General features: G+C 61.0%; 10 protein-coding genes and 1 pseudogene. 5 read left to right on the forward strand and 6 right to left on the reverse strand.

Annotation, left to right across the window (positions count from 1 at the left end; translation table 11 throughout):
- Nucleotides 1–493 (reverse strand): annotated as a pseudogene (locus tag ABRP98_RS03800) (hypothetical protein); the annotation flags it as partial.
- Nucleotides 494–527: 34 nt separating this feature from the next.
- The gene (leuA, locus tag ABRP98_RS03805; protein ID WP_349857583.1) at nt 528–2,345 is read right to left on the reverse strand and encodes a 2-isopropylmalate synthase; all 1,818 of its coding nucleotides are present in this window, start codon (nt 2,343–2,345) and stop codon (nt 528–530) included.
- A 234-nt stretch (nt 2,346–2,579) separates the two neighbouring features.
- On the opposite strand from leuA, the gene ABRP98_RS03810 reads away from it, so the two are divergent.
- Nucleotides 2,580–3,674: a putative hexosyltransferase gene (locus tag ABRP98_RS03810; protein WP_349857585.1), complete on the forward strand. Its 1,095-nt coding sequence runs from the start codon at nt 2,580–2,582 to the stop codon at nt 3,672–3,674.
- Here ABRP98_RS03810 and ABRP98_RS03815 read toward each other — a convergent pair.
- Nucleotides 3,671–4,513, reverse strand: coding sequence for a DMT family transporter (locus ABRP98_RS03815; RefSeq protein ID WP_034666781.1), 843 nt, complete (start codon nt 4,511–4,513; stop codon nt 3,671–3,673). The two genes, ABRP98_RS03810 and ABRP98_RS03815, sit on opposite strands and share 4 nt — an antisense overlap.
- 240 nt (nt 4,514–4,753) lie before the next feature.
- Between ABRP98_RS03815 and ABRP98_RS03820 the strand changes: the two genes are divergently transcribed.
- Both ABRP98_RS03820 and ABRP98_RS03825 read left to right on the forward strand, forming a co-directional pair.
- The gene (locus ABRP98_RS03820; RefSeq protein WP_023016575.1) at nt 4,754–6,019 is read left to right on the forward strand and encodes an aspartate kinase; all 1,266 of its coding nucleotides are present in this window, start codon (nt 4,754–4,756) and stop codon (nt 6,017–6,019) included.
- Nucleotides 6,020–6,054: 35 nt separating this feature from the next.
- A complete protein-coding gene (locus tag ABRP98_RS03825) occupies nt 6,055–7,086 on the forward strand; it encodes an aspartate-semialdehyde dehydrogenase (RefSeq protein WP_349857587.1) in 1,032 nt (343 codons plus the stop codon).
- A 98-nt stretch (nt 7,087–7,184) separates the two neighbouring features.
- Here ABRP98_RS03825 and ABRP98_RS03830 read toward each other — a convergent pair whose 3' ends face one another.
- Together ABRP98_RS03830 and ABRP98_RS03835 are read right to left on the reverse strand one after the other, a co-directional pair.
- On the reverse strand, nt 7,185–8,543 hold the full coding sequence (locus tag ABRP98_RS03830) for a YkvI family membrane protein (RefSeq protein ID WP_349857589.1): 1,359 nt from the start codon (nt 8,541–8,543) through the stop codon (nt 7,185–7,187).
- Nucleotides 8,544–8,803: 260 nt separating this feature from the next.
- A complete protein-coding gene (locus ABRP98_RS03835) occupies nt 8,804–9,346 on the reverse strand; it encodes an RNA polymerase sigma factor (protein ID WP_349857591.1) in 543 nt (180 codons plus the stop codon).
- Between the two features lie 183 nt (nt 9,347–9,529).
- On the opposite strand from ABRP98_RS03835, the gene ABRP98_RS03840 reads away from it, so the two are divergent.
- Entirely contained in the window at nt 9,530–11,080 is a 1,551-nt protein-coding gene (locus ABRP98_RS03840; RefSeq protein ID WP_284853990.1) for a catalase, read from the forward strand.
- A gap of 145 nt (nt 11,081–11,225) precedes the next feature.
- On the opposite strand, the gene ABRP98_RS03845 is transcribed toward ABRP98_RS03840, so the two are convergent.
- Nucleotides 11,226–11,780, reverse strand: a complete 555-nt coding sequence (locus ABRP98_RS03845; protein WP_349857593.1) for a hypothetical protein — start codon at nt 11,778–11,780, stop codon at nt 11,226–11,228.
- A gap of 84 nt (nt 11,781–11,864) precedes the next feature.
- Between ABRP98_RS03845 and ABRP98_RS03850 the strand changes: the two genes are divergently transcribed.
- Nucleotides 11,865–13,328, forward strand: a complete 1,464-nt coding sequence (locus ABRP98_RS03850; RefSeq protein ID WP_349857594.1) for a hypothetical protein — start codon at nt 11,865–11,867, stop codon at nt 13,326–13,328.
- Nucleotides 13,329–13,496: the final 168 nt, after the last annotated feature.

Consider the following 13,496-nt stretch of genomic DNA (forward strand, 5'->3'; position numbering starts at 1 on the left):
AGGGGCCCGGGGATAGGGTGGTGAGGAATCTGGGGCCGAAGAAGACATCGACGGCGTCGGTAGAAGGCACCAGGTTGACCAGCACATGCATCCGGGCCTGGGCGGGGATATCGAGATCCGCGGGAAGATCGGTGATATCGATGGGCGGGGCGTAGCCCAGCATCGTATAGGGCCCGCCGGGCGGATTATTCGCCGGCAGGCAGAGCCCGGGGCGGGGAAGCAGGAGGGTGACGTGGCCATCGGTATGCGGCTGGGCCGTGGCGGCTGGGGTGAGACCGGCGCGGAAAAGGAGGTCGATCTCGGGGTATTCCGTGCGGTCCGCGGCGCTAATGGTGCCGATCTGGCCCTGTGCTTCCACGCTTAAACCGCCCTCCTGGCCGGGAGCCAGGGTGACGGTAAATTCCTCCGTGCCCTTCACCGATGCGCCGTGAATGGGCAAGGTCTGCACCGCGCCGAGGCCGCGGTGGGGGATGAGGTAGGTAGAAGAAGGCATAGTCGATCTTCTACCATGCCCGGCCGCGCCCGCGTTATGCCAACGCGCGGTTTACTGCGGAGGTAATCGCGTTGATGGAGGCGCGGGTCGTGGAAGCGGCGATGCCCGCGCCCCAGACCTTGTTCTGGTTGACGTCGGCGGCAATGTAGCAGGCGGCCTCGGCATCATCGCCGGCCGAGCGCGATTGCTGGGAGTAGTCGATGACATCGAAATCGATGCCCAAGGACTCCAGCGCATTGGCGTAGGCGGCAATGGGGCCGTTGCCGGTGCCGGTGACCTCGGATTCCTTGCCGTTATAAGTCACGGTGGCGGTCACGGTGGCATCGGTATCATCGGCGGAAATATTGTCGATCTCAAACGATTCCAGGTGCAACGGGGTGGTGCGGTCCAAGAATTCGGTGGCGAAGATGTCCCACATATTCTTGGAGTTGACCTCGCCGCCTTCGGTATCGGTGATTTCCTGCACGACGGTGGAAAATTCTGCCTGCATGGCGCGGGGCATATTGATGCCGTGGTCGGTCTTCATGATGTAGGCAACGCCGCCCTTGCCGGACTGGGAATTGACGCGGATAACGGCCTGGTAATCGCGGCCCACGTCCTTCGGGTCGATGGGCAGGTAGGGCACCTCCCAGATGGCATCGCGCAGCTCTTCCCAGCTGACGTCGGTGGAATTGGCCTCCGGGCGCACCGTTGCGGCCAGCGCGTCCAAGCCCTTATTGATGGCGTCCTGGTGCGAGCCAGAGAACGCGGTAAAGACCAGTTCGCCGCCGTATGGGTGGCGCTCCGGGACGCGCAGCTGGTTGCAGTACTCCACGGTTTCGCGGATCTTGGGCAGATCGGTGAAGTCTATCTGGGGGTCAACGCCCTGGGTGAGCATGTTCAGGCCCAAGGTCACCAAGTCCACGTTGCCGGTGCGCTCACCATTGCCAAACAGGCAGCCTTCGATGCGGTCGGCGCCGGCCATATAGCCCAGCTCGGCGGCGGCAACGCCCTCGCCGCGGTCATTGTGGGGGTGCAGCGAAATCAAGATGGAATCGCGCCGGGCCAGGTTGCGGTCCATCCACTCGATGGAATCGGCGTAGATATTCGGCGAGATCATCTCCACCGTGGACGGCAGGTTGATGATCATCGGGTTCTCGGGGCTGGGATCCATGATGGCGACCACGTCATCGCAGACCTCGCGGGCGAAATCCAGCTCGGTGCCGGTAAAAGACTCGGGGGAGTATTCCCAGCGCCAGTTGGTATCGGGGTAGTCGGCGGCGATGGATTTGATGAGCTCGGCGGCATCGGTAGCCAGCTTCTTGATGGCTGGCTTGTCCTTGCGGAAGACCACGCGGCGCTGCAGCTTCGAGGTGGAGTTATAAAAGTGCACGATGACGTTCTTGGCGCCGGCACAGGCCTCGAAGGTGCGGCGGATCAGGTGCTCGCGGGCCTGGACGAGGACCTGGATGGTGACGTCCTCTGGAATCTTATCGCCCTCGATGATTTCGCGGACGAAGTTGAAGTCCGTCTGGGAGGCGGACGGGAAGCCCACCTCGATTTCCTTGTAGCCCATCTGCACCAGCAGGTCGAACATGCGGTGCTTGCGCTCCGGGCTCATGGGATCGATCAGTGCCTGGTTGCCATCGCGCAGGTCCACGGCGCACCACTGCGGGGCGTGGGTGATCTTCTTGCTTGGCCAAGTGCGGTCCGGCAGGTCGATGTCCTCGACCTCTACGGCGAAGGGTTGGTAGCGCTCGAAGGGCATGGAGGAGCCGCGCTGTCTATTCCACGCAGGCTGTCCCTCGCGGGGAGGGCCTGCAGGGGTGGTGATTTCGCGGGGTGCGCTGATGAAGGAATCGTTGGGAGACATAATGTGCGGTGTCCTTAATGTGTTTGGTGTCGGGAAGTGCGACGGCCAGCTGGGCTAAGGATTGCCAGACTCCGCGACGGGGCGCTGGCCGTAGGTTTAGGCCGAAATCCCGCCGCGGCAGATAAGGAGTAGGTCGTTCCGCAATGTCATACCGGTCACACTACAGAGGATCTCACGGTGTGGCAACATATTTCATTCAGCGGGACGCCTGGGCGCGTGGCGTACCATGCTGATGTGCCTACTGTTCCTACCGCCCGCCGCCCCGCAGCCGCGCCCGCGCTGCGCTGTTGGTTTTATGCTGCACTGGTGGCGGTTGCGGGAACGGCGATTCGCCTCAGCGTGCTCGCGGCGCTGGCCGCGGCGCAGGGCGATTCCCTGTGGGGGCTGCTGAATAAATGGGACGCCAACTACTACGTGGATATCGCCCGCGTGGGCTATGCCGGGGCCGGCGATGAAACCACCCTCGCGTTCTTTCCCGGCTTCCCACTGGCGGTGCGGGCGGTCAGTAACCTGCTGGGCACGGATATTGCGGGCACGGCGATGGTCCTCAACCTCTTTTTCACCATCGCCTTGGCGGCGGGCGTTATGGCGCTGGCTAGGCAGGTGGGGCTGGGGGTGCGTGGCCAGGTGCTCGGCGCGACGGTGGTCACCAGCGCGCCCATGAGCATCGTTTTTGCCATGCCCTATACGGAGGCGCTCTTCGGCGCGCTCGCGATCTGGGCCGTGGTGATGTTGCATGATCAGCGCTGGATCGCAGCCGGGGTGCTCATTTTTCTTGCCTCTTTTGTCCGCCTTACCGCGGTAGATCTCATCGTGGTCTTCGCGCTCATGGTGCTTTTCAAGGCGCGGCGCACCTGGTGGGCTTGGCTGAGCGTGGCGGTATCGGCGCTGCCCTTAGCTGGCTATATCTGGTGGGCCAATCGCCATTTACCCGGCGCCGGCGGCTACTTTGGCCTGCAGGAAAAGCACTGGAATTCCGGTTTCGATGGCGGCCGGGCGACGGTGTCCTGGGTAGCAGAGACGCTGTCTAGCGCCACGAACGGTGGGTATTTGCTCAGCGCCGCAGTCATCATCGCTGCCCCTATCTGCCTGCTGCTGGCCTGGCGGCGCCTGCCGCTGCCAGCCTGGCTGTTTGCCGCGGTGCTGATGGCAAATGTGCTGCTTTCCGATGGCATCATGCACTCCCGCCCCCGCCTCTTACTGCCCGCAGCGGTGGTATTGGTGCCGTGGGTGGGCAAGAAGGGGGCATCGGCAAGCGTGGGTGCCTGGGTGCTCTTCGGGGCCTGGTTTTCGGCCTATATGCTGGCCGTATTCGAGTGGGCCATCTAGCTGCGCTGGCTGACCGGGTTGCGGGACAAAATGATGGTCGCGGCAATCATGACGCCGAGCGCGGCCACCATGACGAGCCAGCCGGCGGTGGAATCGATGAGGAATTTTTCGCCCAAGACCATATAGCCCAGGCCAAAGGCAACGATGGGCTCGAAGATGGTCATGGCCGGTAGCGACTGCGCCAGGGGGCCGGCGTTAAAGGAGTATTGCTGCACCACGGTGCCGGTCAGGGCGAGGCCGATGAGGCCGTAGAACTGCCAGCTGCCCACCAGGACGCTCAAGCCCTCGTGGGTGAAGATATCGACCACGGCCTTAGAAAGCAGGGCGACGAAACCGTAGATGACGCCGCAGGCCGTGCCCAGGGCGAGCGGGCGCTGCTCGCGGAATTTATGGCCGGCCACGCCCAACGCGACCAGGGTGGCCAGGCCCAATAGCAGGGCGGGCCACCACTGGCTCCATTCGGGCCGGGGATTACCGGCAACGGGGCGGCCGTAGACCACCATCACGCCGACCGCCACCGTCAGCGCAATGGACCAGAACGTCTCGTGCACGGGCATGGGGCGCTTGGCATACCAGGCCGAAAGCGGCAGAGTAAACATGAGCGAGAGGACCAAAATGGGCTGGACTACCAGCAAGGTACCAAAGCCCAGGGCAACGACCTGGAGGCCATAGGCGAGGATGGCTGCGCCGGTGCCGACCCACCACAGTGGATTGGTCATAGCGGAGCGCATGACTGAATCGTCTGCTTCAAGGGCGATGCGGTGGCGAACGACCGTGCCCCAAGCAACCGTAAGCGCGGAGGCGAGCGCGAAGAATACGGCCAGGAAGTTGCTTAACACCCGCTCAACGCTAGTAAAAAAGTCCCGGAGATGCATTTTGCTTAGCGATGCCGCCCCCGTCCCACCGCCTCGCGCGCGCACGGGGGTGGGTGTGAATAAAATAAAAGTATTGTTTCGGAATTATGATGAGGTGTAGCGCCTTGCGGGGTAGCATAGGAATTTGACTAGTGTCCGACAGGTATTTCTGTGGCGCGCCTGCGCCCAGGAGTGCCTTTTAAAACGAAAGGTGGCAACCACACCGTGGCCCTGATCGTTCAAAAATACGGCGGCTCCTCCCTCGAATCCGCAGATCGCATCCGCGCGGTAGCGGAGCGGATTGTGGCCACTAAAAAGCAGGGCAATGATGTCGTCGTGGTGTGCTCCGCTATGGGGGATACCACCGATGAGCTTCTTGACCTTGCAGCGCAAGTCAATCCCGTTCCCCCGCAGCGCGAAATGGATATGCTCCTTACCGCCGGCGAGCGCATCTCCAATGCGCTAGTGGCCATGGCGGTGGAGTCCTTGGGTGCGAAGGCCCAGTCCTTTACCGGCTCCCAGGCGGGTGTGCTGACGACCGAGCGCCACGGCAATGCGCGCATCGTTGACGTCACCCCTGGGCGCCTGACCGAGGCCCTAGAAGATGGACAGATCTGCATCGTCGCCGGTTTCCAAGGCGTGAATAAGGACTCGCGCGATGTGACCACGCTGGGCCGCGGCGGGTCCGATACCACCGCGGTCGCCCTGGCGGCGGCGCTCAAGGCGGATGTGTGCGAAATCTACTCCGATGTCGATGGCGTCTATACCGCCGATCCGCGCATCGTTCCGGATGCGCAAAAGCTAGAAAAGCTCTCTTTTGAAGAGATGCTGGAAATGGCCGCCGTAGGATCCAAGATTCTGGTCCTGCGCAGCGTGGAATACGCCCGCGCTTTCAATGTTCCGTTGCGAGTTCGCTCGTCTTATTCAAATGACCCCGGCACGTTGGTGACCGGCTCAATGGAGGATATCCCCGTGGAAGAAGCAGTACTTACTGGTGTAGCAACTGATAAATCCGAGGCGAAGGTAACCGTGCTGGGCATCCCAGATCGTCCGGGCGAGGCCGCGAAGCTTTTCCGCGTCATCGCCGATGCGGAGATCAATATCGACATGGTGCTGCAAAACGTCTCCTCCTTGGAGGATGGCACCACCGACATCACCTTTACCTGCCCGCGCGCCGATGGCCCCCGCGCGATGGAGCTATTGAGCAAGCTGCAGTCTGAGGGCGGTTGGTCCAATGTGCTTTACGATGACCAGGTGGGCAAGGTCTCCCTCGTCGGCGCCGGCATGAAGTCCCACCCCGGCGTGACGGCGGACTTTACCGAGGCCCTGCGCGATGTGGGAGTGAATATGGAGCTTATTTCCACTTCCGAAATCCGCATCTCCATGTTGACGCGCGAGGCAGACTTGGAAAAGGCAGCGCGCGCCCTGCACGATAAGTTCCAGCTCGGCGGCGAGGAAGAAGCCACCGTCTATGCTGGAACCGGACGCTAAACTAGAGCACTACAGAGCAATAAAAAAGGAAGACAATGACTACCGTTGCAGTCGTCGGCGCCACCGGCCAGGTCGGCCGCGTGATGCGCTCCATTTTGGAAGAACGTAATTTCCCGGCGGATAAGGTGCGCTTTTTCGCCTCCGCCCGTTCCGCAGGCACCGAGCTGGAATTCCGCGGCGAGCAGATTGAAGTGGAGGACTTGGCCGAGGTCACCGAAGAGTCCGTGGCCGATGTCGATATCGCGGTATTTTCCGCGGGCGGTTCCACCTCTGAGAAGTGGGCCCCGGTCTTTGCCGCCGCGGGCGCTACCGTGGTGGATAATTCTTCGGCCTATCGCAAGGACCCGGAGGTCCCGCTCGTGGTATCGGAGGTAAACCCCGAGGAGGCGAAGAACCCGCCGAAGGGCATCATCGCCAACCCGAACTGCACCACCATGGCCGCCATGCCGGTGCTGAAGGTTCTGCACGATGCCGCCGGCCTCAATAAGCTGCACGTATCGTCCTACCAGGCGGTATCCGGCTCCGGCCTGGCGGGCGTGCAGACACTCGCCGCGCAGGTCTACAGCGTGGGTGATCACAACGTGAACCTGGTCCACGATGGTTCCGGCCTCGATGATGAGGACCTGGGGCCTTTCGTTGCGCCCATCGCTTATAACGCCCTGCCCTTTGCCGGCAGCCTCGTCGATGACGGCAGCAACGAGACCAACGAAGAGCAGAAGCTGCGCAACGAATCCCGCAAGATTCTCGGCCTGCCGGACCTCAAGGTCGCCGGCACCTGTGTGCGCATCCCCGTCTTTACCGGCCACACCCTGACCATCCACGCGGAGTTCGACAAGCCCATCACCCCAGAGCAGGCCACCGAGCTTCTGAGCGATGCCCCAGGCGTGACGCTTGCCGATGTCCCCACCCCCCTCGCCGCCGCCGGCAAGGACGATTCCTTGGTCGGGCGCATCCGCCAGGATCAGACCGTAGATGACAATAAGGGCCTCGTGCTCGTCGTCTCCGGCGATAACCTGCGCAAGGGCGCTGCGCTTAATACCATTCAGATCGCAGAACTGTTGGTATAGCCGCGAAGCCTTGCCCGGCGCATAAAAATTCGGCTCCTCCTTCCTGTAATGGGAAGCGAGGAGCCGAATTGCGTGTGGCTTTGTTAAGGCCTTAAAGCTTAGTCTTCGTCTTTCTTGCCAAAGTCCAAGTCACTATCAACGGAAGGTACTTCCGGCTTCGTGTGCTGGACGTAGGTGACGGAAGGCGCGGGCTCTGAACGGTCGTAGTCGAGTTCATCGTCCTCTTCGAGCTCCTCGTGGATATCCTCGGCGAGGTGATCGATAAATTCCTGCGTCCCCATATTGGATGCTGCGGCTAGCATGCGCAGCTCGCGCTCATTCTTCTTGGTAAAGCGCTCGCGCGGGTCGAGCTTGCGGGCGACGAGATCGTGGGCACGCATGCGGCGATCGGATTCATCGGCAAGCATGCCGCGGTTTTTAATGCGGTTATAAACCATGACGAAAATCATCAGCAGACCGAGGTAACCCAGGATGGGGTAGACGTTGCTGACCAGGGACTGGAAGCCGATGAAGGACAGGATGAAGCCGATGATGCAGGATGCGGCGTATACGGGGTAGAAGCGCTGTGGGTTATTGCGGGTCAGGCGCTTGCCCAGCGCGTAGAACATACCGATGGCAGTGTTAAAGACCATGCCGTAGATAACGAAGGTCATCAAGATACCAAGAACTGGGTGGATGCCCGTAATCAGCTTCAACACCGGCATATCCTCGCCGTTGACGTCCTTAGCCTCGAAGAAGAGGGCGAAGACGAGCAGGGCCAGCAGGATGAGGTAGAGGAAACCACCGATGAGGCCGCCGATGCCCACGGCGCGGTTATCTAGGAAGTTACCGCCGATGACGATGGACATGGACACGGCCGTCATGACGTTCAGGCCGGTGTAGTTCAGGGCGGAGAGCCACCAGTTCGGCAGCGAGGTATCGACGTTATCGATGGCCCAGGTGTTTAGGGATGCAAAGTCCACATCAGCCGTAAGGATGGTGTAGCCAGTGGCCAGCACCACGAAGATGATGATGAACGGGGTGATGGTACCGATGACGCGGGTAACGCGGTCCACGTCCATAAGACCCACCAGCAGCACGAGGATCAGCATGACGGTGCCGCCGACCCACACGGGGATGCTGGGGAATTGCTGGTTGATATTGGAGCCACCACCGGCGAACATGACGAAGCCGATGGAAAACAGCGTAATCAGCGTGGACCAGTCCAAGATCTTGGCGGTGACTGGTGAAGCGATCTTGTTGTAGACAGCGGTGTGCTCCACCGCCTGGAAATAGGAGCCCAGTTGCAGGATGGACACGCCGGTGACCATCATGAGGGCGGCGGCGAGGGCGATGCCCCACAGGCCCCATTCACCGAAAGCTACGAAGTACTGCATGGCTTCTTGGCCCGAGGCAAAGCCTGCGCCCACCACGACGCCAATAAACGCCATGGAAATTCCGATTGCGCGTTTAATCATGAGGGGAGAAACTCTCTTACTCACACTCGCCGGGCCCGGCTTTGGGAACGCGCGGGCCCGGATCGACGGTCGATTTATCACGTGTGTGTATCTAATAGAATCACATTTCACCCGTTACTTCACAGCTGAAATCGCGTCACTTTAGTATTTTTCTACCCCGACCTCAGGCCGCATGCGCCCCCTGCGCTGCCCTAAGTACCTGCACGTTGTTAAGTATTGCGGCGAAAGTATGCGTCTAGGCTCTCGAACATCCGGGGGTATTAATTTGCGCCCTCGATGAGGTCCTTGCGGGCGCGCGCCACGCGGGAGCGGATGGTGCCGACGCGCACCCCGGCGATCTTGGCAGCTTCCTCATAGGTATAGCCCAGCACCTGGGTGAGGATGAGGGCTTCGCGGCGGTCGGCTGGCAGGGCATCGATAAGCGCCCGGGCATCTATCCAATCGCTCCAGGAACCTGAGTTTTCCGCGGCGGAGCTCATAGCGTCCTCGTATTGCGTGGCGGACTTGCGGGGCCGGGCCATATCGTGGCGGATATTATCCACCCACACGCGCCGGGCCAGCGAGAGCAGCCAGGTGCGTGCGGAAGAGCGGGCGGCAAAGCGCGGCAAGGCGCCAATGACGCGCAGGTAGGTCTCCTGGGTGAGGTCGTCGGCGATTTCGGGGCCACCCAGGTGGGCGAGCAGGCGCCAGACATCATCCTGGGTGGCCTTGATGAACTCCGTAAGCGCTGCTCGGTCGCCGCGCCCAGCCCGGAGGGCGAGCTCGGTGACGCGGGCGTCGTCTGTTGCGGAGTGGTGTGTCACCTGAATGAATCTACCAGTAGCTCCTGCATTTCTTATCCAAGGTTGCGGTGGCTGGGGCAAAAGCAAGCGGCTTATGCGCGGAAAAGGTAGCGCAGCGCCGTTATACGTAGTAAGCTATGGGTTGTCCGTGATTGATAATTGACCCCAAATTATCGAGTGATTGCCAGGAGGCAAAGACATACCATGACTGATTCCACCGCTGATGACATCTTGAACAAGGGACAGCGTCCCGCAGGCAAGGGCACCACGACCCGCCCTTCCGGCCAGCCCGTTCCTTCTGAGAACACGTCCGTGACCGCCGGACCCCAGGGTCCGGTCGCGCTTAACGATATTCACCTCATTGAAAAGCTCGCCCACTTCAACCGCGAGCGCGTGCCCGAGCGTACCCCGCACGCCAAGGGCCACGGCGCCTACGGTGAGCTGCACATCACCGAAGATGTGTCCGCCTACACCAAGGCTAAGGTCTTCCAGAAGGGCACCGTCACCCCGATGATGGGCCGTTTTTCCACCGTCGCTGGCGAGCAGGGCTCCCCGGATACCTGGCGCGATGTGCACGGCTTTGCCCTCCGCTTCTACACCGAAGACGGCAACTTCGACATCGTGGGCAATAACACCCCGGTATTCTTCCTGCGCGATGGCATGAAGTTCCCGGACTTCATCCACTCCCAAAAGCGCCTGGGCTCCAATGGCCTGCGCGATGCCGATATGCAGTGGGATTTCTGGACCCGCAACCCGGAATCCGCCCACCAGGTGACCTACCTGATGGGTGACCGCGGCACCCCGAAGACCACCCGCCACCAAAATGGCTACGGTTCCCACACCTTCCAGTGGGTCAACGAAGACGGCGAGGCATTCTGGGTGAAGTACCACTTCATCTCCCGCCAGGGTGTAGAGAACTTCACTGATGAAGAGGCCACCGTGGAAGCTGGCCAGAACCCAGATAGCCACCGCGCGGATCTCTACAACGCCATCGAAGAGGGCAACTACCCCATCTGGGATGTCAAGGTGCAGATCATGCCGCTTGCGGAGGCAGAGGACTACCGCTTCAACCCCTTCGATCTGACCAAGGTCTGGTCCAAGAAGGACTACCCGCTGCACGATGTGGGCTACTTCGAGCTCAACCGCAACCCGCGCAACTTCTTTGCCCAGATCGAGCAGGTTGCACTCGATCCCTCCAATATCGTGCCGGGTGTTGGCCTATCTCCGGATAAGATGCTTCAGGCCCGCGTCTTTGCCTATGCAGATCAGCAGCGCTATCGCATCGGGCCGAACTACAAGCACTTGCCGGTCAACCAGCCTCGTAATGCGGAGAAGGTCAATACCTACGAGCACGAGGGTCCAATGCAGTACTTCTACAATGCACCAGAGGATCCGGTGTACTCGCCCAACCGCCATGCGAAGGGTACGGGCGTGCTTGATGATGCCTCCGTCAACAACCGCGAGGACCTAGAGACCACCACTGCGGCGGACCTCTACGTGAACCCGGATCCCCACGGTCAGGACTTGGTCCGCGCGCCGTACGTACGCCACGCGGAAGACGATGACTTCGTCCAAGCGCGCGACCTGTACGAAAACGTCTACGACGATGCCGCCAAGGAGCGCTTGGTCACCAATATCACCAACGCGATGGCCGGCGTGTCCGAAGAAACCGAAGAGCGCGTGTACCAGTACTGGACCAACGTCCACCCGGATCTGGGCCAGCGCGTGCGCGAGGTCTTTGCCGAAAAGAAGTAGCTCGCCACTGAGGTTGTACTGCTTCTTAGAGGCATAAAATACAGGCCGCCTTCGACCAACCCCACGTCCTCAACCCACAGCGAGTTGCTGTGAGTTGGGTGCAGCGGAGACAGTTGGTCGAAGGCGGCCTGTACGTTAGGCGGTATTAATCGCAGCGGCGCATATTGTCTGAGACAAAGCTAGGAGCGCCCTGCTTGATCCATTTGTCCACGTCATAACACGGTTCGCTCATTCCAGAAGTAGCTACACCGATTGGCTCAATAATTGTCCACTCGCCTTCGCTAAATCGCGCCCATACGGTCCAATCTGTTTGGTCTTTGCCAAAGTGAGCCCAGGCACCGTCACAATCTATAACCACAATGTTGTCCATTTTGGGGACAATGGGAGCAAAGGACGCGGGGGAGCAATCGCCCTTGGCCTGCGTGGTGGTTGTGGTGACCGTGACTTCCTTTGGAGTGGGTTGTTGTGCCTGCGTCTTTTTGGGTGAGGTCGCAGGGGCATCGGTTGTAGTGGCTGCCGTGCCTTCCGCGGAGCTTGCAGATCCGGAACTGGATTGCGCCACGGCATCAGAAAACTGGGGCTCACTGGGGTGGGCGGAGGTATCGGCATCATCGGCGCAGGACACCAATGCCATGCACAGCGGAAACGCGGCCGCGCACGCTAGCGTGCGGGAGAACGGGGGTTTCAGGGGGATAGGCATGTCTTAATAGTAGATTCTCTTTGTTATGCGTGGGGATCGGCGCGCCTGCGGAAAGGGAATGACCTGCAGCGATAGGTTACTAGCATGACCAAACGCCTTGCCTCGACCGCGCCCACCGCGTCCGCGAGCTCTTCGCGGTGGCGCAATTTCTTCCTGCTCGTATTGCTCGCCGTACCGCTTATCGTTGGTACCGCAGTGGCGGCCTGGGCGCAGTGGGAACCGGCGCATGCGTGGTCGAGCGCCGCGCAGCCTTATGGCGCACCACAGGCGAATTCGGCATCGCTGGAGCTTAAGGAAGCCGCCGAGGCCGCCAGCCGCGCCCAAGCGCAGGCCAGCATCCTGAAATCCGGCGCAGATCGCTTGAACAAGGGTACTAGTGAGCTGGATAAGGGTGCTGGGGAATTAGGCGAGGGCGTCGAAAAGCTCGCCGACGGCTCGCAAGAGCTGGTCTCGGGCCTTAACCAGCTGCAGTCCGGGACCAATACCCTCGGCGGAGGGGCGACGGAGCTGGCCAATACCGTCGGCGGGGCCGTCGACCAGGTCGTGGGCCTGGGGGCCGTCCAAGGCCAAATCTTGGAAGCCATCGATGGTACGGTGCGCGACCTGGAGGGAAATGATTCCAAGGAAGCGAAACAAGTCCGCTCCCAGCTGGGAGATCTGCGCAAGCAGGTGGAAAACTTCCGCCTCGATGAATCCCTGACCGGGGAGTTGAAAAAGCTGAAGGATGGCTCGCGCGATCTCTCCAATCAGCTGGCGGTAAGCGGCTATGCCTATCACGATGGCATCAACCAGGCTGTGGCAGGCGCGCAGCAGCTCAACCAGTCCATCGCGGAGCTCAATAGCCGCGTGGATGAGGCGCTCGATGGGGTGGGCCAGCTTGACGATGGCGCCGGCAAGCTCACCGGCATGGCCGAACAAAACCAATCGAACCTGGTAGAGGTGCAGCGTGCCCTGCCTCCCGCGCACGTGGCTGCAGAGGAAGATGCACGCCAGCTGAGCCCGGTCATCGCCATGCTCATTTCCGCGCTCGTCCTCTTGGCTGGATCCGCGGCCGGGGTGGCGTGGAAATTGGGATTCCGCCCGTGGCTGATGGTTCTCGGTGGATCGCTGGCAGCGGTGGCTATCGGGGAGATCCTGCTTTACGTCCTGTCCATCGGCCTTACCCCCATCGCCGCGGTGGCCGCCGGAGGGGCGCTGTTCTTGGGTGCCCTGTCCTCCGCGCTTATCGTGCGGGGCCTGCTCGAACTGTGTGGCATGACCGTGGGATCGATCCTCGCCGCGATCTTTGGCATTGGGCAGACCGCGTTGGTGGGGTGGCTGTGGAAATCCGCGGCCATCGCCGGGGTGGACAAGGTGTGGCAGGTTGTAGCTAACCTTTTGCCGCTCAACTGGACAACGGCCGCCGTCACCGTGGCGGGTAACGATGGTGAGGCAGTGGTGCTGTGGACTGGCCTTGCCGTTTTGGGCGCTATCACTCTTGTAGGTCTGAGTGCAGTGAAATGGCTCGTGCCTGCCAGGGAGAACCCAAAAACAGCCGCTAAAGTCTGAAATTTAATACTTAAATGGCCAAAAGTTTGTATAAAGCTGGCAATGGTTTGCCAGCGCTATGGCTGGAATACGAGGAGTGTTATTCTTACTAGTGCTCACACCGCCTACTTAGGGGGTAGGCGAACGGCTTGCGCCGTTGTGAGTGATAGGGAATAGGGGCGACGCGGT

Source organism: Corynebacterium sp. KPL2838, from assembly GCF_040225455.1.
Lineage (GTDB): Bacteria > Actinomycetota > Actinomycetes > Mycobacteriales > Mycobacteriaceae > Corynebacterium > Corynebacterium rhinophilum.

Excerpts from the sequence above, each read along its gene's own strand:
- ABRP98_RS03850 (WP_349857594.1), top strand. The coding sequence starts at position 11,865 with ATGACCAAACGCCTTGCCTCGACCGCGCCCACCGCGTCCGCGAGCTCT.
- ABRP98_RS03830 (WP_349857589.1), bottom strand. The coding sequence starts at position 8,543 with ATGATTAAACGCGCAATCGGAATTTCCATGGCGTTTATTGGCGTCGTG.
- ABRP98_RS03825 (WP_349857587.1), top strand. The coding sequence starts at position 6,055 with ATGACTACCGTTGCAGTCGTCGGCGCCACCGGCCAGGTCGGCCGCGTG.
- ABRP98_RS03840 (WP_284853990.1), top strand. The coding sequence starts at position 9,530 with ATGACTGATTCCACCGCTGATGACATCTTGAACAAGGGACAGCGTCCC.
- leuA (WP_349857583.1), bottom strand. The coding sequence starts at position 2,345 with ATGTCTCCCAACGATTCCTTCATCAGCGCACCCCGCGAAATCACCACC.
- ABRP98_RS03845 (WP_349857593.1), bottom strand. The coding sequence starts at position 11,780 with ATGCCTATCCCCCTGAAACCCCCGTTCTCCCGCACGCTAGCGTGCGCG.